Source organism: Peribacillus sp. NPDC096448, assembly GCF_044762675.1.
Taxonomy (GTDB): Bacteria; Bacillota; Bacilli; order Bacillales; family DSM-1321; genus Peribacillus; species Peribacillus frigoritolerans_B.
This window is the reverse complement of sequence record NZ_JBIWEU010000002.1, coordinates 257173-276979: the sequence shown is the minus strand read 5'-3', so window position 1 is coordinate 276979 and position 19807 is coordinate 257173. Positions and strand designations below refer to the sequence as shown.

20 protein-coding genes are annotated in these 19807 nt (G+C 43.4%); all 20 read right to left on the bottom strand.

The annotated features are described in order from the left end of the window. Window positions 1–160: 160 nt before the first annotated feature. Window positions 161–799, bottom strand: coding sequence for an urease accessory protein UreH (locus ACIQ0C_RS05210; RefSeq protein WP_403057690.1), 639 nt, complete (start codon window positions 797–799; stop codon window positions 161–163). Next, window positions 796–1272 carry a nickel pincer cofactor biosynthesis protein LarC2 gene (larC2, locus tag ACIQ0C_RS05205; protein WP_402837464.1) on the bottom strand — a complete coding sequence of 159 codons (477 nt, stop codon included), beginning with the start codon at window positions 1270–1272 and terminating at the stop codon, window positions 796–798. The genes ACIQ0C_RS05210 and larC2 overlap by 4 nt, the downstream gene beginning before the upstream one ends. Beyond that, on the bottom strand, window positions 1269–2207 hold the full coding sequence (larC, locus tag ACIQ0C_RS05200; protein WP_403058088.1) for a nickel pincer cofactor biosynthesis protein LarC: 939 nt from the start codon (window positions 2205–2207) through the stop codon (window positions 1269–1271). The genes larC2 and larC overlap by 4 nt, the downstream gene beginning before the upstream one ends. Further along, the gene (larB, locus tag ACIQ0C_RS05195) at window positions 2188–2958 is read right to left on the bottom strand and encodes a nickel pincer cofactor biosynthesis protein LarB (protein WP_402837465.1); all 771 of its coding nucleotides are present in this window, start codon (window positions 2956–2958) and stop codon (window positions 2188–2190) included. Before larB ends, larC begins: the two co-directional genes overlap by 20 nt. Further along, entirely contained in the window at window positions 2955–3770 is an 816-nt protein-coding gene (gene larE / locus ACIQ0C_RS05190; RefSeq protein WP_403057687.1) for an ATP-dependent sacrificial sulfur transferase LarE, read from the bottom strand. The genes larB and larE overlap by 4 nt, the downstream gene beginning before the upstream one ends. Window positions 3771–3931: 161 nt before the next feature. After that, complete coding sequence (locus ACIQ0C_RS05185; protein WP_403057680.1) at window positions 3932–4561, bottom strand: bifunctional 4-hydroxy-2-oxoglutarate aldolase/2-dehydro-3-deoxy-phosphogluconate aldolase; 630 nt, start codon at window positions 4559–4561, stop codon at window positions 3932–3934. Window positions 4562–4574: 13 nt separating this feature from the next. Then, window positions 4575–5531, bottom strand: a complete 957-nt coding sequence (locus tag ACIQ0C_RS05180; protein ID WP_403057677.1) for a sugar kinase — start codon at window positions 5529–5531, stop codon at window positions 4575–4577. A gap of 21 nt (window positions 5532–5552) precedes the next feature. Then, the gene (locus ACIQ0C_RS05175; protein WP_403057674.1) at window positions 5553–6416 is read right to left on the bottom strand and encodes a fumarylacetoacetate hydrolase family protein; all 864 of its coding nucleotides are present in this window, start codon (window positions 6414–6416) and stop codon (window positions 5553–5555) included. Window positions 6417–6430: 14 nt separating this feature from the next. Then, window positions 6431–7390, bottom strand: a complete 960-nt coding sequence (locus ACIQ0C_RS05170) for a C-terminal binding protein (protein ID WP_403057671.1) — start codon at window positions 7388–7390, stop codon at window positions 6431–6433. Window positions 7391–7424: 34 nt separating this feature from the next. Further along, window positions 7425–8372, bottom strand: coding sequence for a hypothetical protein (locus ACIQ0C_RS05165; RefSeq protein WP_403057668.1), 948 nt, complete (start codon window positions 8370–8372; stop codon window positions 7425–7427). After that, window positions 8369–9280, bottom strand: coding sequence for a dihydrodipicolinate synthase family protein (locus tag ACIQ0C_RS05160; protein WP_403057665.1), 912 nt, complete (start codon window positions 9278–9280; stop codon window positions 8369–8371). Before ACIQ0C_RS05160 ends, ACIQ0C_RS05165 begins: the two co-directional genes overlap by 4 nt. A gap of 17 nt (window positions 9281–9297) precedes the next feature. Beyond that, window positions 9298–10446, bottom strand: a complete 1149-nt coding sequence (dgoD, locus tag ACIQ0C_RS05155) for a galactonate dehydratase (protein ID WP_402837479.1) — start codon at window positions 10444–10446, stop codon at window positions 9298–9300. A 61-nt stretch (window positions 10447–10507) separates the two neighbouring features. Further along, on the bottom strand, window positions 10508–11977 hold the full coding sequence (gucD, locus tag ACIQ0C_RS05150) for an alpha-ketoglutaric semialdehyde dehydrogenase GucD (RefSeq protein ID WP_403057662.1): 1470 nt from the start codon (window positions 11975–11977) through the stop codon (window positions 10508–10510). Window positions 11978–11999: 22 nt separating this feature from the next. After that, window positions 12000–13172 carry a UxaA family hydrolase gene (locus ACIQ0C_RS05145; RefSeq protein WP_402837483.1) on the bottom strand — a complete coding sequence of 391 codons (1173 nt, stop codon included), beginning with the start codon at window positions 13170–13172 and terminating at the stop codon, window positions 12000–12002. After that, complete coding sequence (locus ACIQ0C_RS05140) at window positions 13162–13461, bottom strand: UxaA family hydrolase (RefSeq protein WP_402837485.1); 300 nt, start codon at window positions 13459–13461, stop codon at window positions 13162–13164. Before ACIQ0C_RS05140 ends, ACIQ0C_RS05145 begins: the two co-directional genes overlap by 11 nt. 11 nt (window positions 13462–13472) lie before the next feature. Then, window positions 13473–14360 (bottom strand): fumarylacetoacetate hydrolase family protein, encoded by an 888-nt coding sequence (locus tag ACIQ0C_RS05135; protein ID WP_403057659.1) that lies wholly within the window; start codon window positions 14358–14360, stop codon window positions 13473–13475. A gap of 31 nt (window positions 14361–14391) precedes the next feature. Further along, a complete protein-coding gene (locus tag ACIQ0C_RS05130) occupies window positions 14392–15159 on the bottom strand; it encodes an IclR family transcriptional regulator (protein ID WP_403057656.1) in 768 nt (255 codons plus the stop codon). Between the two features lie 63 nt (window positions 15160–15222). After that, entirely contained in the window at window positions 15223–17427 is a 2205-nt protein-coding gene (locus tag ACIQ0C_RS05125) for a dihydroxy-acid dehydratase domain-containing protein (RefSeq protein WP_403057653.1), read from the bottom strand. A 55-nt stretch (window positions 17428–17482) separates the two neighbouring features. Continuing rightward, a complete protein-coding gene (locus tag ACIQ0C_RS05120; protein ID WP_403057650.1) occupies window positions 17483–18733 on the bottom strand; it encodes a nickel pincer cofactor-dependent isomerase, group 22 in 1251 nt (416 codons plus the stop codon). A 24-nt stretch (window positions 18734–18757) separates the two neighbouring features. After that, entirely contained in the window at window positions 18758–19804 is a 1047-nt protein-coding gene (locus ACIQ0C_RS05115) for a TRAP transporter substrate-binding protein (RefSeq protein WP_403057647.1), read from the bottom strand. Between the last annotated feature and the right edge of the window lie 3 nt (window positions 19805–19807).

Sequence of the window (19807 nt, the reverse complement as noted above, 5' to 3'; positions counted from 1 at the left end):
CCCCCAAAATTGCATGGACATGTCCATTGAAGTGTGCCTGTAAAGACAAGCTTTTCTGTCAGTTGGGGCCCTTTTCTTTCTGAGGAACCTCCTAGTATAAAAAAGAGACTGTCTATGCGTTTAGACAGCCTAAGATTCTTCCAGTCATTTATAAAATAAATCAATTAGCCCAGAGCGCAAACAAGCCTTCTGTTACACCCAATTTGTATATATAATACAGTCCGAATGCAAAACTTATAGCTCCCGCCAGTTTGATGAAGATTCGGTTTAAAACGATGTCCTTTCCTTTCAAAGCGAACGGTATGCCTAGTATAGTTGTAAAGCACAGCATGCCAATAATTGTCCCTGCGCCAAATATAATGATATAGATGGATCCTTCGCCTATACCGGTTACGGTCGACATCGTTAGAATGACCATTGCGGCACTGCCCGCGAGACCATGGACGAAACCAATTAAAGCAGACACCAAAAAAGGCCGAAATCTATCTTTGTCGCTCGTGATATCAGGGCAAGCTTTAAATAAACTTCTCGCCCCTAGCATAACGAGCATAATACCAACGCCGAATTCCAACGTCATGCTTAACGAAACTGGAATTTCCCCTTTCATCCAAATGAATAGCATACCTATTAGAAACAGCGTACATGTATGGCCTATTCCCCAATACACCCCCGTTAGAGTGGAACGTGATAATTTTTTCGTATTTCCTGCCGTGGTTGCTATTGCAATTACATGATCCGGTTCTGACGAATGCTTTATCCCCAATAGGAATCCTAATGTAAGAATCGACACCAAACTCATTTCTCTTCGACCTCCCCGAGACACTTCCAAACTTCTTCATACACCCTTTTAAGAGGTATATTGTTCTGTACGGCAATTTTACGGCAATCTTCATATTCAGGTGCCTGCTGTATGGATAAGCCCTCATGGAACCCTCCCTTTATCGTCACTTCCCCCCATTGTGTATGTACTTGTAAAAAAGATCGTTCAAGCCTGTGCACGGTAAGCGGATAGTAGCGTATCCCGAGAGTCGTCGTTTCAGAAAATAATACCTTCTTAATTTTTGAAATCAACTGTTGTGAACAGAGAAGCTGCAATAACACCCCCGGTCGATTTTTTTTCATATAGATTGGCGTATAAAATACATCATTTGCTCCTGATTCGAACAACAAATCCATTACATGGCCAAGCCATTCACCGGAAATATCATCTAGATTCACTTCCATTTTCACCATTTGTTCATCAAGATGCTCATGATCAGGCGGGCGGTTCATTGAGTCTCTCCTATGATAACGCGAAGGACGTTCGGATGATTTTCAAATGTTTTTGTGCCGGCACCATAGCCAATCGATTCGACAGTCATGGCTGGAAGCGAGCCGAATGTTTCAGCTAAAGCCGAAGCTATGGCAGCACCAGTCGGCGTTGCTAATTCAGAACGAATAACGTTAGAGGCAATCGGTACCCCTTTTAATATTTCAAGCGTGGCAGGAGCAGGAACCGGATATATGCCGTGATCAATATGTATATGTCCAGATCCCGTTGGAATGGCTGATGACTGAACCGATTCAATACCTATCTGATCAATTAAAATCGCTGTACCGATTATATCTATTATCGAATCTACCGCTCCTACTTCGTGAAAGTGTACTTTTTCCAGTGGAAGCCCGTGTATACGCCCTTCCGCTTCACCAATCTTCTTGAAAATGGCGAGTGACATGTTCGTTACCGATTCATTAAAGTTTGCGACTTTGATTGCCTCCACTATTTGTTTGTAAGTACGGCTGTCATGATGGTGATGAAGCACATGGCTATGGCTGTGTTCATGAGCGTGGCTGTGTTCGTGTCCTTGATTGTGGCTGTGTTCGTGTCCTTGATTGTGGCTGTGTTCGTGTTCATGACTGTGGCTATGGCTGTGTTCGTGTTCATGACTGTGGCTATGGCTGTGTTCATGAACGTGGCTGTGTTCGTGTTCATGACTGTGGCTGTGATCAAATGGTTGCTCTGATTTACTGGTAAGAATGACATCAAATTTAGTACTCGTAATGCCATTTTTGACGATCTTCCTCCAAGACAGAGTATATTCTTCATCCATGTTCAGCTTTTTTAACTCTTTTTCCATTTGTAAAGGGTCTGCACCTGCATCGATCAACGCTCCAATTACCATATCTCCGCTTATGCCGGAAAAGCAGTCAAAATATAATGTCCTCATCATCATTGATCTCCTTTTCATGTACAAGTTTGTAAATAAGCGCTGCATTGTATGCTGCACCAAATCCATTATCGATGTTCACCACACTTACACCTGATGCGCATGAATTGAGCATTGATAAAAGTGCAGATAAACCGTTAAAATTCGCACCGTACCCGATACTTGTCGGCACAGCAATAATTGGATTCGTGACAAGCCCTCCTAAAACACTCGGAAGTGCCCCTTCCATCCCCGCGACACAAACTGATACGGTAGCACTTCTTATCTCGTCTATATTATCAAGGAGGCGATGAAGCCCGGCAACGCCTACATCGTATATACGCCTGACGGGAATACCTAGAGTTTCGGCCGTCACGGCTGCTTCTTCAGCAACGGCCAAATCTGATGTCCCGGCGCATACTATTGCAATATATGCCCCGATGGATTTCGGCTTTTCTTTAACCCAAGCAAGTGTCCGTGCAATCTCGTTATACTCAAAATCACTACATACATTTTGTACAAATACTGCTTTTTCCAGGGAAATGCGAGTCACAAGAACAGAATCATTCCTTATCCGCAGCGATTGGACAATCGTTAAAATCTGTTCGGCAGTTTTACCTTCTCCAAACACAATTTCGGGAAATCCTTGTCTCCTTTTACGATGATGATCGATTTTTACAAACCCTAAATTTTCATATGATTCAAGTTTTTTCTTGGCCTCCACTGCTGTCAATGAACCATTTTGAACCTGCTCCAAAATATCGTCAATCATGACATTTCTTCCTTTTTAAGCGCTATATTCATACTTCCGCTTGTATATCCAGTGAGATCCATTGATACATACTTATAACCAAATTGCTTTAGTCGTTTTGTGATCGCCACATGGTATTGAAGCACTCGCGGCATTTCAATGGGTTCAACCTCAATTCTGGCAGTATCCTCTTGCGTCCTGACTCTTACTTGGTGAATATCCAATGATTTTAAGTAAGCCTCTGACTTATCCACTTTCGTCAATTTTTCCTTTGTAATGATATCGCCGTATGCAATACGTGATGACAGGCAAGCAAATGACGGTTTATTCCAGGTTGGCAACCCGGCTTCCTTGGATAATACTCTTATTTCTTCTTTGAATAAATCGGCTTCTAGAAGTGGTCCCCTGATTCCTTTTTCTTTAGCTGCTTTCATGCCTGGACGAAATTCGTTAGCATCATCAGCAATAACCCCATAAATAATATTATTGAATTCATATTCTTCAAGAATAGGAAGCAGGTTGTCAAATAAACTACTTTTACAAAAATAACAGCGATTTTGATCATTTACAGTGTATCCAGGGATGGCTAACTCCGAAGTTTGAATGACATGATGTTTGGCACCAATCCATTTTGATAGCATAAGGGCTTCTTTCAGCTCACTCGATGGATAGGTTTCCGAATCTGCTGTAATGGCTAACACATTTTCATAACCCAAAGTATCGATAGCGACCTTAAGCAAAAACGTGCTGTCCACCCCTCCTGAAAAAGCGACCACAACCGACTCCATTTTTTGGAGAATATCCTGCAGATTTCTGTACTTTTCTAGTAACATAGCACTTTTCCCCTTTCTAAGTTTGTCTGAATTTATCCCACTGTCCACAAGCAATAACACCCTTGATGGACCACAAAAAGATTGAAAAGGAGGAAATATCACAGTCTTACTTTCATTTCCGGCTCTTATTGAACTGGTAATCATATAAGCGACGGACGACTTTAGCTTTGTACGATAGCTGAGAATTTTTTTGCCGTTTCTGCCAGCCTGTCGTAATCTTCACCTGTATTCAATTTCGCGGGATTGATCAATGAACCACCAAGTCCCGCCGCGATGGCCCCTGCCTTAAAAAAAGAAGCGAGGTTGTCAAGGTTGACCCCGCCAGTTGGCATTAGAGGGATGTGAGGAAGCGGCCCTTTAAGATTATTAAAATAGCTAACACCAAGTGCATCTGCCGGAAAAACTTTGATAATGTCAGCTCCATGCTCATAAGCAGTCAATATTTCGGTTGGTGTGAGTGCCCCAGGGATACTAATAACGCCATAGCGCTTCGCCATTTTAATCGTTTGGACATTGACGGTTGGAGAAAAGATAAATTCCGCTCCCGCCATGATGACCGCACGGGCCGTTTCAGGATCCAATACTGTTCCGGCACCCGCAATTATATCATCACCGAACTCCTCTTTTACTCTATCAATTAAACGGCACACTTTGGGTGTTTCTACTGTAATTTCGAGAGTTCGGATGCCTCCTTCTTTCAAGGCTCGAGCGATTGGTATAATTTGATCGGGGCGTGCACCGCGAATGACGGCTACCAGCTTCCCATGTTTAAGCTCTTCTAGTTTAGTCATTTTTTCCACCTTTCTATCTCGTTACATCATCTGTGACGCCACTCATGAACAAATTGAGGTCTGCACGGACCGGCAAACCCTCCACATCGCCATTTACCATCGTAACCATTGCTCCCATGGCATTTCCACGTCTTACGGCTTCATCTAGCGGCAGGCCATCCAGCATGCCTGAAAGTACACCGGATGCAAAAGCATCCCCAGCACCGATGGGATCAACGACCCGTTCAACAAAGAATCCAGGAACGTATGTTTTCGGTACAGACGGGGCAGAAATTAAACAGCCTTCTTTGCCCAATTTAAGTAAGACTGTTTCGACACCGAGTTCATGGAAGTGATCGACAAAATCTTCCGGAGAATGGGAACCGTATAAAAATTCAGCTTCGGTCACCCCAGGCATGACGATATCACTTTCCGAGGCGTACTTTGTTATGATGTGACGTGCTTCATTTTCATCACCCCATATTTTCAAACGAATATTCGGATCGAAGACGATTTTTGTTCCGGTTTCTTTAGCAATGCGGATTGCTTTATCCAAGAGCGACTGACACGAATTCCCCAGTGCAGGGGTAATCCCGGTAATATGGAGATAAGCGGCGTCTTGAATGGCAATTTCCGATAGTAATTCTGCTGTCATTTTGCTAGCTGCCGAGTCTTTCCGGTAATAATAAACTCTAGTATCATTCAGCCCTCTGAATTCTTTAAAAAAAACCCCGGTAGGTGCATCAGGGTCACGAGTTACATATGACACATCAACGCCTTCTCCGCGAATAAACGATTGCATGGCATCTCCAAATTCATCCTCGCCGAGACGGCTTATCCAGCGTGACCTATGACCGAGTCGGCTTAACCCGATTGCAACATTGGATTCCGCACCGCCAAACTTCATTGAAAACGATCGGGCGTGGCGAAGTGGGCCTTCTTCATTCGGGGTAAACACTGTCATTGTTTCACCGATGGTTACAACATCCATATCATCATCCTCTTTCTCTTATCATGCTTTTACGTAATTAGAAAGCGTGCCGATCTTCTCAATGCTAATGTTTATCCGGTCACCATTTTTCAACCAGATTTTCGGATTCCGCCCCATTCCAACGCCAGGTGGCGTACCAGTTGCAATCAAATCACCAGGCATTAGTGTCATGGACTGTGATAAAAATGATATGATTTTCGGAACCGTAAAAATTAGGTTACTTGTATTTGAATCCTGCATAATTTCACCGTTTAATTCAAGCTTAATCGCTAGTTTGTGGGGATCGCCCACTTCATCATGTGTAACGATAACAGGACCTAATGGTGCAAATGTGTCTGCCGTTTTGCCCCTTGACCACTGCCCGTCCTGAAATTGCAAATCTCGCGCACTTATATCATTCATAATTGTATAGCCAAAGACGTATTCAATTGCCTCATCTTCTGATACATGTTTCGCTTCTCTTCCAATGACAAACGCAAGTTCTGCTTCAAAGTCGACCTCGTTTGAATTAATTGGGATTTCAATCGCATCATTATGACCTGCAATCGCATTCGAATATTTTGAAAAAATGACTGGCGAAACAGGCGGCTCCATCCCCGTTTCCTTGCAATGATCAAAATAGTTAAGTCCTACGCAAATGATTTTATCCGGCTTTGCGATTGGCGGCAGTATTTTCACTTCTGACGGTTTGAATATAGCATCCTCATTCATCCTTTGCTCGATTAACTGTTCAGCACGTGTGCGTAACTCGCTGCTTCGTTCTATGAATTTTTTCATGCAAGCAGGAAATTCTTCTGGACCGAGAGCCGTTAAGCTGATAATTTGATCATCTTGAACAAGACCGATGTGCTGTTCGGTTTGCACGGAAAAAGTTGCTATTTTCATATTTTTCCCCTTTCTTAGGTTAATGCGTATGGTGTTTTTTCCCCTTTTAAGACCTGAATGATATTTCTTGCTGCTTTTTGACGAAGTTCAACCATCGCTTCCTCAGAATACCAGGCGCTGTGCGGCGTAATGATGACATTGTCCATTGTGATTAGCGGGCTATCGATTCGGACCGGCTCATTTTCTGTCACATCAAGTGCTGCACCTGCAATGATCCCTTTTTCAAGTGCATCAGAAAGTGCTTTTTCATCGATTATCGGTCCACGTGCCGTGTTAATGATGACCGCATTTCTCTTCATCTGTTTAAGGCGCTCCTCATTGATCAGGTGGTATGTATCATCAATTAAGGGCACATGGATCGACAAATAATCGGCTTCGCCTATAATTTCGTCGAGATCCATTTTTTGAACCCCGACAGCAGCCATGTCTGCCGTCGATACGAAAGGGTCATAAGCAGCGGTTTTAAAACCGAGCGGTTTCACTTTTTCAATGAAACGGCGCGGAATCCGGCCAAAGCCTAGAACCCCAACCGTTTGTTCGTTAAAACGGTGAATCGGGACACACACTTTGAAGTCCCAGTTACCTTTTTTCACTTCCTTATTTAACAGTGTCACTTTCCGCGCCGACGAAAGTAAAAGTGCCAATGCATGATTCGATACTTCTTCCATGCCATAATCCGGTACATTGGCGACAGTAATCCCCTTTTCTTTAGCCGCATTGAGATCAATTGTATTGACGCCAACCCCATAGCGGGAAATGATTTTGGTGTTTTCAAGCGACTCGATGACTCGCCGTGAAATAGGAGCATATTGATTTAAAATTGCATCCACTTCTTTTGCCTGCTCCGTTACTTCTTCTTCAGTTTTGCATTGCGCTTTGATGAAATCGATTTCCAGACCGCTTTTTTGAAAAATCTCTTCTTCATATTTCAAATGGTCAAATTCGTAATCCGTTAATAATATTTTAAAGGGCATTTGGGCTCAACTCCTTTCTTGTAATACCAGACATCTATTTCGCTGCTGCCTTTTCAATTTTTGCAATACCGAGTCCTTCTGCACCGAGTTTCGATGTTTTGGCTTCTGGAAAATATCGTTCGATCATTTGAATACCAATTGAGGCACGACGTACACGTTCTTGAGCGAGTGAGATGTTCGTACTTTCCCATTGTTTCCCTGATGGGTATACATCCGGGTGATTACGAAGACCGAATTTGATATATACAGGCGCCAATACACGGATAATTTCCGGTATTTCATAATAGCGAAGAAAACCGCCGAAGGTATCCGGAACTTCAACGTATAAATCAATTGGAATGTTTATTGATTGCCGGATTGCTGCAAGTTTAGGCAGCGTTAATGCAGGTGGCACGTTATAGGTATCCGCTCCGATGTCTTCCATTAATTTAACGGATACTGGATTGGATGAACCCATTTGAACCGATACTTTTACAACAAAGTCTTCCGGAAGCTGTCCGAATTTTTTCATTTCTTTCGTTAAAAGGAGGAGTCCTTCATCCGCAACCAACGCACCGCGAAGACCAAGTGCAGCTCCTCTTTTCAAGTCTTCCATGGCATAAACAAGCTGGTCGGATCCTTCATGGCGGATTCCCTGGGATTTTCCTCCTGCCGTAAGCGGTCCTGCGCTGACATCCCATGAACCCCTGGGACCGACAAACAAACTGAGCTCCATGCCGCGCTCTGCTGTCATTTCACACATTTCTTTAATCTCTTCATCCGTTTGAAGCATGATGCCGCTGCCCTGAGATATTCGGTGAATGGTCAAACCGAGTCGGTCAATTTCTTTCAATGTTTCTTTTAGTGCCGCTGGACCTTCTACACTTGGCAGTTCAACGCGGTATTGAGCACCGTCCGGAAATGTTTTCGTTGATGTAGGAAGTTCTTTAAGATCAGTTGATGGGTAGCCTAATTTTTCGAGCAAGTCGCGTGATTCTTTCATTTTTGGACGCCTTCTTTCATATTTATATTTTTTAAAAGAGCAGCTACTTTGTCACTCAAATCATCAGGGTATACATCGCATGGGGGACGGTGTCCAGCCGCAACGTCAAACCAGCGCTGATGAACCGCTTCTTTCATGGCTGTAAAAAATGTCGGACCGTAATTGTACACATCCATCAGTTTTGAAATCATTTGATGATTTTTCTGTGCTTCAGCAAGATCCCCTTTATGATACGATTCATATAAATGTACGGATATTTCCGGGGCAAAGACAGCGCTTCCATTAATGCTTCCCGCTGCACCAATCCTTTGAGCCGGAAGCAAATGCTCGTCAAACGCGGAGAAGACTCTGAAATCACTGCGAACTTTCTTCACTTCCGCCAGCACTTGACGAAGGTGGCCGAAATCACTGACCGTCTCTTTAATACCTGCAATGTTTGAATGATCTTGGGCTAATTTTTTAATCAATTCGATTGATAAATTTTGTCCGGTCAAGAGCGGGATGTTATAAATGAAAACTTGCAGATTAGTATGATTCGCTACGCTGGAGAAATGTCGATATAATTGCTCGTCAGACAGCTTCCAGTAATATGGGTTTACTACCAGAACGCCGTTCGCTCCATGCTCTTCTGCATATGAAGTCAGTTCTTGCACCTCTTTTAATGCGGTATGCCCAACGCCGACCATAACTGGCACTCGTCCATTAATGTGCTTTAACATTTCACGTACATATAATTTCCTTTCTTCCGTTGTAAGTGATGAGAACTCACCTGAACTACCCATCAACAAAATACCGTCAATATTCCGTGAGATTAATAGGTCGATATACCTTCTGTTCAACTCCATATCCAAGTTCCCCGTTTCATCAAATAAGGTGACTACCGGTGGAATGATGCCATGAAAGTCCATTATTTCCCCTCCTTTTATTACCATTCAGCGATACTCCCATCTTCATTACGCCAAATTGGGTTTTTCCAATCATGTCCGGTCTCTGCTGCCTGCATCACTTTCTCCTCATCGATTTCCACCCCGAGACCCGGATTATCCGGAATGTTCACATAACCATCTTCATAGTCGAATAATTCTGGATTTTTCATATAATCGAGGATGTCCATGCCTTCGTTGTAATGAATACCAAGGCTTTGCTCCTGAATAATGAAATTCGGTGTCGTTGCGTCCAAATGAATGGATGAAGCAAGAGTCATCGGACCGAGCGGGCAGTGCGGCGCAATCGCTACATCATACGCTTCCGCCATTGCGGCAATTTTTTTTCCTTCTAAAATACCACCTGTATGAGACAGATCCGGCTGAATTATATCGACATAACCATCCTGAAGTAGCTGCTTAAAGCCCCAGCGCGTATACATCCTTTCACCCGTTGCAATGGGACACGTAGTATGCCAGGCAATCTCACGAAGTGCTTCATTGTTTTCCGGGAGCACCGGTTCTTCAATGAACATTGGACGGTATGGTTCGAGTTCTTTCACAATCACCTTTGCCATCGTTTTATGAATCCTCCCGTGAAAATCCACACCGATGCCAAAGTCTTTGCCAACCGCTTCCCTAATTGAAGCAACGCGTTCGATGACCGCTTCCACTTTTGAAAAGCTATCTATGTAATTCATTTCTTCTGATGCGTTCATTTTGACTGCAAGGAATCCCTTCTTCTGTTTTTCTTTTGCGGCAGCAACTACATCCATAGGTCGGTCTCCTCCGACCCATGAGTACACTTTAATTTTTTGACGTGCTTTGCCGCCGAGCATTTGGTATACAGGGATATTGAAGTATTTTCCTTTTATATCCCATAGTGCCTGTTCAATTCCGGAAATGGCACTCATTAAAATTGGCCCCCCACGGTAAAATCCACCTCGATATAGCGTTTGCCAGATGTCTTCAATATCGTTTGGATTTCTTCCGATCAAATAATCGGTCAATTCGTTGACTGCTGCTTTAACCGTTTCAGCTCGCCCTTCCACGACAGGCTCTCCCCAGCCGGAAATGCCTTCATCCGTATCGATCTTTAAAAACAGCCAGCGGGGTGGAACTTTGTATAAAGATATTTTTATGATTTTCATCAAGCACCTCGCATAAATTTTTTGGAAGAAAGAGAGATTTTGGAAACCTCTCTTACTCTAGTTAAGAACCTTTAATAAAAACCGTTTTTATGGCTGTATAAAATTCTTTCGCCGCTTCACCTTGCTCTCGCGAACCCGTGCTCGATGCTTTCATACCCCCGAATGGGGCTTGCAACTCTACGCCCGCGCTTTCAGCGTTAATGCGGACAAGACCTGCTTCAATTTCATCAATGAAATCCAAAATTGAGCTAATATTTGATGTGAAGATTGATGCACTCAATCCGTATTTCGTATCATTTGCCAAGTCAATCGCTTCGACAAGATCGGTTGCTTTCATAAGCGCGATAACTGGTCCAAAAATTTCTGCCTGTGCAAGCTCCATTTCGGACGTCACGTCTTCAAAAATCGCTGGTGTGATGAAAAAGCCCCTACCATAGTCTCCGCCAGTTAATATCTCCCCGCCATATATGAGTTTTGCGCCCTCCTGCTTGCCTTTTTCAATGTACTGCGTCACCGTATTGAACTGACTTTCGCTTGCACAAGGGCCCATCCAAACTCCATCTTGAAGGCCGTTGCCAACCGTTATTTTCGCTGCTGCTTCTACCAGTTTTTGCTTAAAAACATCATAGACCGATGATTCAACAACAACACGACTTGAAGCTGTGCATTTCTGGCCGGAAGAACGAAATCCACCGCTGATGACCGCCTCGACAGCTTGGTCGATGTTTGCATCTTTCGTTACGATGACTGGATTTTTTCCACCCATTTCAAGCTGATATTTTATGCCGCGGGCGGAAGCTGATTTTGCGACGCTCTGACCGACACTTTCAGAACCGGTAAATGTGATCGCATTCAAAAGCGGATGATCGATGAGTCCTTGACCGATGATCGAGCCTTTACCGGTAATAAAATTCACAACACCCTCAGGGAAGCCTGCTTTGGTAAAGCATTCCATGACTTTCGCAGCTGTAACGGCTCCCTCCGTAGCAGGTTTCCATACGATTGTATTGCCATAAACAAGAGCTGGAGCCATTTTCCAGATCGGTATTGCAACAGGGAAATTCCAAGGTGTGATTATCCCTACAACACCTAGGGGGGTTCGTTTCGTAAACATTAGGGCATCTTTATCGGATGATGGTATAACATCCCCGTCTTTCCGCATCCCTTCCCCAGCATAGTAACGCAGGATTGCAACACCTCGTGCCGTTTCACCCTTTGCTTCCGGTAACGTTTTACCCATTTCGCGAGTCATGGTTTCAGCAATTTCATCCAGATTTTCTTCCAATATATTGGCCGTTTTAAAAAGGATTTGTCCACGTGCAGATTGCCCGAGCCTGCGCCAATCCCTTTTTGCCTTGTGCGCTGCAGCTACAGCTTTGTTCAAGTCATCTTCGGTTGAGCTTTGTACGTAGCCAACCGGCTCTTTGTCCGCAGGATTAATACTTTCGATTGTATTTCCAGAAGATGCATTCACCCACTCATTATTAATGAAATTTTTATATGTTTTCGTTGCAAATGTAGTTGATATCATAATCATTAGCTCCTTTTACGTTTTAGAATGTCGGTCCAATTCTCCAAATACCAAAGTCATGCTGCTTTAATATCTCCGCTTTTGTTAGTTTTCCGTTTGAAACGTGTTGAATTTCTTCCATAATGCGCCTGCCCACTTCATCAACGGTTTCTAATCCATCGACAATCGTACCAGCATTTAGATCCATATTTTCATTCATCTTGTCAAACATTGGTGTATTAGTTGAGATTTTAATGACGGGTGAAATAGGAGAACCTGTTGGCGTGCCTCTTCCACTAGTAAAGAGAACGATTTGGGCTCCGCCTGCGACCATGCCTGTCAATTGCTCAATGTCATGGCCAGGCGTATCCATCCATACTAGCCCTTTTTTTGTGGGCACCTGGGCATAATCAATGACTTCTTCCAATCTTGTTGTACCTGATTTTGTCGCTGCACCCAGGGATTTTTCTTCTAGTGAGCTGAGACCTCCCTCAATGTTTCCCGGACTTGGATTTCCGGTGCGGATGTCTACGCCCATTTGAATCGAGCGGTCTTCCATCATTTTAATAACCGCATAAGCTTTTTTTGCTACCTGGTCGTTTGCCGCCCTGTTTGCGATCAAATGCTCTGCACCGATGAGTTCAGTCGTTTCCGCTAATATTGCGGTTCCCCCTTGCTGAACTACCAAATCGCTTGTACGTCCGACTGCCGGGTTCGCCGATAAGCCGGAGCATGCATCCGACCCACCGCATTCTGTGCCGACAATCAGCTCGCTAAAATCACATAATTCCCGTTGCACCATCGAGGCATCCTGGACCATTTTGACCGCAATTTTAGATACTTCGGCAATTGTTTGAAGAGTGCCGCCATGATCCTGGATCGATACAGTTTCCACTGGCTTACCGCATTTGGCAATTTCATCCCCAATACGGTGCGCCTGATGTGTCTCACAGCCAAGCCCGAGTACTATGACACCATATACATTTGGATTCATTCCCATCCCCGCATAGGTTCTGGCCGTTTGATCATAATCAGTGCCCACTTGCGCACAGCCATGCTGATGAATGAATGTGACGGTTCCGCTCACCAATTCTGTGACGCGCTGTGCTGTTTGAGTTGCACATGTTATCGTTGGCAAAATCAGTACGTGATTCCGTACACCGACGCGGCCATCCGGACGACGGTAGCCCCAAAACTGCACTTTTTCATTCAGCAATTTTGTCACCTCTTCCTCTTTTGCCTTCTAAATTGTGTACATGAACATGTGCACCAGCGGGAATAAAAGCTGAGGCTGCACCTATGACTTCCCCATATTTAATTATGTCTTCTCCTTGTTCGATGGCTTTGACTGCGAACTTATGCCCAAAACGAATCGGTTCAAGAATGGGTACGACAAGTTCTTCAAGGTCTGACTTCACAACAACTGATGTATTTGCAGGGATTTCGGATAAAGCGACAGCTACACTATCTTTCCTACTTAAATAAAGTGTTTTATATTCGCTCATTTTGTCACCCCTTAAATGGTTTGAACTGCTTTACTTTGGATAACCGGGTTGTTTAATACCCCAATCCCTGGTATTTCGATTTCAATCCGGTCATCGCCTTTCAATGTAAATTCATTTGGCGGAACCACGCATGTACCTGTAAGTAAAACCGATCCATCAAAAATAGTGTTATCTAAAACTAAATAGTCGACAAGCTCTTCCAATTTTCGTTTCAATTGGTTTACTTTCGCTTCACCTTCAAATACTTTTTCTTCATTTCGAAAAATCCGGCACATGATTTTAAGCTCATATGGATCCTGAACAGCCTCTTTTAACAAGATGGCCGGTCCAATGGAACAAGAATTTTTCCAAACTTTTGCCTGTGGGAGATAAAGCGGATTTTCACCTTCAATATCACGGCAGCTCATGTCATTACCTGCGATATATCCGAGTACCGTTCCCTTTTTATCGATGACAAGACCAAGCTCAGGCTCCGGAATTTGCCACTTTGAATCTGAACGCAAGTATACCGGGTCATTCGGGCCTACGGTTCTTGCTGCAGTCGATTTAAAGAAAATCTCAGGACGCACTGCATCATAAACTTTGTCATAGAAAGTTTGGCGGTCCAGCTTCCCTTGCGTAGCTTCGTAGTTACGTGCTTCCTTGCTTTTCTTATACGTAACGCCAGATGCCCATACTTCCGGTGCGTCGATAGGCGTAGTTAATTGAAGACCTTCCAATGGCTGCTTTTCCCCTTCGGCGACAATTTGTTTTACAATGTCAAACGCAGTTCTGTTTTCATGGCGTGCCGTTGAAATCAACGACATAAAATCCATAAATGGAAGGTCCACCACATTGTTTTCGTTTGTAACGGCAGCAAGTTGTTTTTTGTTTTCATTTACATAGCGAATAATTCTCATTTGCTAGTTCCTCCTAATGGCAGACCTCTTTTTATATTTTTTGATATTCATAACCGAGCTCCTGCGAAATTTTACTGCTGCATTCCTTTAAGAGACGTACATAATACTCATGTGTTTCTTCGTTTACTTTCGAAGCAGGCATCGATACACTCATTGCAGCGATTACCTTTCCTGAATAATCTTTTATCGGTACGGCAAGACAGAAAATGCCCGGTTCATTTTCTTCATTATCCATTGAATACCCATTAATGCGTACTTTTTCGATTTCTACTAAAAACTGCTCCTTGGATCTAATCGATCTTTCTGTCGGTCCCGTATAATCATAGCCTTCCAAGAGCAAATCCAGTTCACTATCCGTTTTCGTTGCAACAAGAGATTTGCCAACTGCACTTGTATGAATTGGAACACGCCGGCCAATACGGGAATACAGGACCGTTACCCCAGTACCTTCCACTTTATCGATATAGACACCTTCCTGCCCGTCCAATATGACAAGGTGCAGCGTTAAATTCGTTGTTGCTGAAACCCATTCAAGATGTTTTCTGGCTACATTGCGCAAATCGAGATGGGTCACAACAACGCTTCCCCTCTCCAATAACTTTAATCCCAGCGAGTATTTTCCATTTTCTTCACCTTGTGAAATATAGTGATGCTCCTGTAAGGTTTTTAAAAGTGAATGAACCGTACTTTTATGTAAATTCATTCGTTTACTTATCTCCGTGATAGTTAGTTCGCGCTCACGCTCATCAAATAAATCCAATATTTTCAAGGCACGCTCCACCGATTGGATGATAGGCATCGTTCCTCACTCCTTTAATTATTCTGTCTACCTTTATATTATCGGATTTTTGACGAGCATTCCTCACTTTATTTCTACTTTTTTTCCTTGGAGAATAATATCCTGTTCGTAATCAAGTACTGCATCCTCAATGACAGCGATTGGAACCACACCATTTGCTGCATCTGTATGTCCTAACATCCTGTTGCTGGCCGCAACCATTTTTTGTCTAGCTTTCATCCGTTGCTTGCGTTCAGCTGCTAATGATTGTCTTTCTTTTTTTAAATGATCAGTAAAATCATGAACAACCTTTCCTGAATGAAGTTGAGTAGCATCGACTAAATCAATCCGTCGATCACGAAGTTGAAGGTGAATTACATCCCCTGATTTAAGTAAACCAATTCCGCCACCTTCATACGATTCCGGTGTCATATGTCCTATAGCAGCACCATATGTGACTCCTGAATAGCGGCCGTCGCTTATGATTGTAGCGATTTTTTTCATAACACGATTTGCATTGATGTGTTGCATTGGTGTAAACATTTCCGGCATTCCGAATGCCACTGGCCCCTGTCCTGATATAATAACCGCAATTTTCAATGTGCCTTCTTCAACCATCCTGTCAAATAACTCCCCATAGGTAGCAGTTTTTAGAAGCGACCATTCAGGCTCATTGTTGTATTTAAGAGATTCGAGCAATAGATTATGTCCGAATAGCTTTTGCTCTTTTATCTTTGAAAGCAGATTAGAATCGAGCAGGCTTTTATTTGCATCATCTTCATTTTCGTAATAAAGGACAAATGCCAGTTTATCATCGAATTGGTCAAGCTGTGGTGTCGGCATTCCGCTGATTTTTACAACGGCGCTTTCAAAAAAGTTTCCTTTTAATACATCAACACCACTGAATCCACGGCGTGGGCTGGATAAAATCACCTGATTTTCCTTTACATTAACCGCTTTTAAGCTTTTTGTAATCGAAAGACGTTCTTTCCAAGTTTTTGCGGCGACAGTCGGGGCATCCTGATCCATTGGTACACCATTCTCAATGAGTTCATAAAAAAGTGTTTCCATTCCCCTGCTTGTCCCGCTGCAACACTGCATTGCAAGTGAATAAATGTCCCTACCTTCTGTCAAACTGTAATCAAATAAGTCAGGAATTGGATGTAAATGGTGAATGCGGTCAAGGTCCCATAAACTGAATTTGTATCCCGCATAAAGCATGCCTGCGACAATATGCATCATTAAGTTAGTAGAACCACCCGAAGCGCTGTGAATGCGGATTGCATTTTTTATGTTCGCAGCGACAATGTTGGCCACGCCGTAGCGCTCTTCGTTTATCATGCCGGCAAAACTATCAAGTACAGAGTTAATCTGGCGTTGTGTTGGAGGATCGGTTAACAGCTCAACGGCTGGATGGACGAGACCCATGCCTGCCACTAAATGACGTGAACTATTCCCCGTACCATTGAAGGCACATACACCTCCCTGCCCGTCACATGTTGCGACTGCAAGTCTCATTTCAAAATATTTATGCTGTTCCTTCGTCAATATTCCTCGTTCATAGGCCCGTTCAAACACGCCCTGGAATGCAGTATTCGATGAACATTGCAATATATATGCCATCGTATCTCGTAAATCAATGGCTACATCGGCTGCGCCTTTACTTTCCGCATTTTTCGCAAGAGTTTCCAATTCTTCAATCACGTCTGCTGGAATCGAACCGCCTTCTAAAACGTGAGCAGGTGCGAATGTTGCGAAAAATGGTGCTTCACCTCGGTTGCGGCGAACTCGATCAACATGTGCTAGTGCACTTACAACACCAAGAGGCTGCTTATCACACCCTTGAATGACAAATGCACCATGATAACTGTGAGCTTCTAACTGGTTGACAACCATTTGTGCAACTGCGTTTCGGCTCTGGAGAGAGTAACTCATTCCTTGATTGTTTTGCGCAGTGCCATCACACATTACCGGTGTCGAGAAATGAAACGGCACGCCGCCGTTTTGCCAGATGCGGATTGCTGCCCGTGCCGACGTTTGGTAATCCATTATATGGGCCGGGTGATCGGACGAGCCACCGATAATTGCGATACGCGGGGCATTCCTTTCTAGCCGCAAATAAATTTCTTCAAGCGTCCAATCAGGCTTGCCCCCTTCATATGTAGCTCCAAGCGTCAGCTTCGAGCGGTCCAACAGCCCTGCAACCGTAATGGGTTCATTTGCTTTTCCCTGTACATTATCGCGGTAAGGGTTTATTTCGTTATCAATAAGGGGATATAGGTGTGTCATTTCAGCACTCCTTTTCTGGTTTCAAATCAATTCTTCCGTTCTATAAAGATCAGTTTTAGTCCAGTACCAATTCTTCTGGGTCTGACAAGATCTCTATATCTTTAATTTTTAAAGCTTCTTCCATCATGCTTTCAGAAATCCAAATTTCACCGATTTCAAGAGTGTTTTTAATTCTTACTACTCTCACTTTATTCAAATCGAAGGCATTGCACGTTTTGATGGCTGCTTTTACAGCCAATTCCTGCGTATCCAAAAACATCGGGAGCTTTACTACATCTGTTACTGTGCTGGTGAGTGCATTTGCATACCCTTTTTCCCATTCTATTTCATTCATGACGGCTTTTGTCGTCATATCTGCCATGCCGATGCCGTTTGCATTACCGTGAGTTTTTTCAGTAAGTCCGAGTACAACGGTCCGTTTAACGTCTGGCCCCCCGGTAGCATATGGTGTGGCGAAGTTACCCGTTATATTCGGGTCCATTCCATCCCCCGAAATGTCCTTTCCGAGTTCATTTACAATAAGTACGTCCATCGAATCGAAATGTATTTTCGGCATCAATGATTTTGCTTCAAGCAATAGTCCCGGCTCCACTTCCCCCAGTTCCTCTGCTGGGACTGCGACGATTTTCGCTGGTTTATCATAAGCATTTTCAATCGTCGCGAGACCAAATATGATAGGAGCTTTTGACAAGGAAATCTTCGCCATTTCAGGGACATGTTCCGCCATATACTTAAAGCTGTATGCATGTGCAGCTTCGGCTCCCTTTTGCTTGCCTAAACCGATTGTAATCATTTTCATAAGTCCGCTTTCAACTGGTCCACGAAATGCCGTATGCGGTTTTATCCGATTAATGACTATGATTTTATCGGATTCATATGCAAGCTTATCAATATAGACAGGGAGGCCATTTGGCAATTCATCCAGTTTAATAACTTCCATCGATGACCTGATTGGCGCTCCAACCGCCTCTTCTGAAATACCCAGCTGAAGCAACACATCGATTTGCCCTTCCGCCGTGGCACCACCATGGCTTCCCATTGCAGGTACGATGAAAGGATTGCCACCAGCCTCCATAACGGCAGCCACCGTTTCTCTTACTAAAGTAGGAAGGTCCGCTACCCCCCTGCTGCCTACTGCAATTGCCACCCTGTCATTATCTTTTATTCTTGATAAGACACCTGCTTCCTTAATCGCTTTCTCCACCTCACCAGCTACATCAGCGATTTGTGGGGTACGAAATTTCTGCCTCACTTTGACCATTTTCGGTAATTTGATTTCACGTAATAGTTCAGAGATGATATCCATTTTCGTTCCTCCAGACAGAATGGATTATTTACCGCGTACTTTTTCAACTTCGCTCATCATTTCTTTTACTAGATCTTGTCCAAATTTCTGAGCATATTCATCCGTCACTGGTTGGATGGCTTTCTTCATTTTTTCCATTTCTTCCGGCTCTACTTCATTGATTTTCATTCCTTCTTCTTTTAGATACTTAAGTGCTTTTTCATTTTCTTTTTGGTTAACTTCCCGTTGATACTTTCCAGCCTCCTGTGCGGCCTCACTCATGATTTTTTGCTCTTGTTCTGAAAGGTCATCCCAGAACTTTTTACTTACAAGGAATACAAATGGTGTATAAACATGATTTGTAAGACTTAAGTATTCCTGCACTTCATTATATTTTTGCGTTTGAATCGTTGCGAGTGGGTTCTCCTGACCATCAACAGTGCCTGTTTCCAAAGCAGTGAATACTTCAGAGAAAGCCATCGGCGATGGATTAACACCCAACTTGGAAAATGCATCTAAATGCACTTCATTTTGCATGGTACGAAGTTTAAGTCCTTTGAAATCCTCAGCCGTTTTAACAGGGTGTTTGCTGTTGGTTAAGTTTCGGAACCCGTTTTCCCAGTATCCCAAACCTACTAAATCATGTTCCGGTAATTTATCCAAAAGCTTTTGGCCTACTGCACCATCAAGTACTGTATAAGCTTCCTCTTCATTATTAAAGACAAATGGGAAATCATAAATTCCAAATTCCTTAATCATACCGACAAGTGGAGAAGTTGAAGGTACTGTTACTTCCTGTAAACCGCCTTGAAGTGCTTCTGTCATTTTCTGATCATCTCCAAGGGTGGCATCAAAAAAGTTTTTGACTTTCATTTTCCCGCCGCTTTTTTCTTCAAGGAGTTCTTTAAATTTTTCCATCCCCTGCCCTTGTGGGTGCATTTTACTATTTCCGATTCCTGCTTTAATCGTTCTTTCCTGTATACCATCAGCTGTGGCGCTTTCATTTTGTCCGCTTCCGCAAGCGCTTAATAGTAGTACTGAAGGCAGTAAAACTCCAACCGCCAAACGTTTGAACAATTTATTCATTTTCATTTT

Coding starts and splice junctions, on each gene's coding strand:
- gucD (WP_403057662.1), bottom strand. CDS start 11,977: ATGATATCAACTACATTTGCAACGAAAACATATAAAAATTTCATTAAT.
- ACIQ0C_RS05140 (WP_402837485.1), bottom strand. CDS start 13,461: ATGAGCGAATATAAAACACTTTATTTAAGTAGGAAAGATAGTGTAGCT.
- ACIQ0C_RS05170 (WP_403057671.1), bottom strand. CDS start 7,390: ATGCCCTTTAAAATATTATTAACGGATTACGAATTTGACCATTTGAAA.
- dgoD (WP_402837479.1), bottom strand. CDS start 10,446: ATGAAAATCATAAAAATATCTTTATACAAAGTTCCACCCCGCTGGCTG.
- ACIQ0C_RS05125 (WP_403057653.1), bottom strand. CDS start 17,427: ATGACACACCTATATCCCCTTATTGATAACGAAATAAACCCTTACCGC.
- larC2 (WP_402837464.1), bottom strand. CDS start 1,272: ATGAACCGCCCGCCTGATCATGAGCATCTTGATGAACAAATGGTGAAA.
- larB (WP_402837465.1), bottom strand. CDS start 2,958: ATGATTGACGATATTTTGGAGCAGGTTCAAAATGGTTCATTGACAGCA.
- ACIQ0C_RS05185 (WP_403057680.1), bottom strand. CDS start 4,561: ATGACTAAACTAGAAGAGCTTAAACATGGGAAGCTGGTAGCCGTCATT.
- ACIQ0C_RS05160 (WP_403057665.1), bottom strand. CDS start 9,280: ATGGACTTTCATGGCATCATTCCACCGGTAGTCACCTTATTTGATGAA.
- ACIQ0C_RS05165 (WP_403057668.1), bottom strand. CDS start 8,372: ATGAAAGAATCACGCGACTTGCTCGAAAAATTAGGCTACCCATCAACT.
- ACIQ0C_RS05130 (WP_403057656.1), bottom strand. CDS start 15,159: ATGCCTATCATCCAATCGGTGGAGCGTGCCTTGAAAATATTGGATTTA.
- ACIQ0C_RS05135 (WP_403057659.1), bottom strand. CDS start 14,360: ATGAGAATTATTCGCTATGTAAATGAAAACAAAAAACAACTTGCTGCC.
- ACIQ0C_RS05180 (WP_403057677.1), bottom strand. CDS start 5,531: ATGGATGTTGTAACCATCGGTGAAACAATGACAGTGTTTACCCCGAAT.
- ACIQ0C_RS05115 (WP_403057647.1), bottom strand. CDS start 19,804: ATGAAAATGAATAAATTGTTCAAACGTTTGGCGGTTGGAGTTTTACTG.
- larC (WP_403058088.1), bottom strand. CDS start 2,207: ATGAGGACATTATATTTTGACTGCTTTTCCGGCATAAGCGGAGATATG.
- larE (WP_403057687.1), bottom strand. CDS start 3,770: ATGTTACTAGAAAAGTACAGAAATCTGCAGGATATTCTCCAAAAAATG.
- ACIQ0C_RS05210 (WP_403057690.1), bottom strand. CDS start 799: ATGAGTTTGGTGTCGATTCTTACATTAGGATTCCTATTGGGGATAAAG.
- ACIQ0C_RS05120 (WP_403057650.1), bottom strand. CDS start 18,733: ATGGATATCATCTCTGAACTATTACGTGAAATCAAATTACCGAAAATG.
- ACIQ0C_RS05175 (WP_403057674.1), bottom strand. CDS start 6,416: ATGAAAATAGCAACTTTTTCCGTGCAAACCGAACAGCACATCGGTCTT.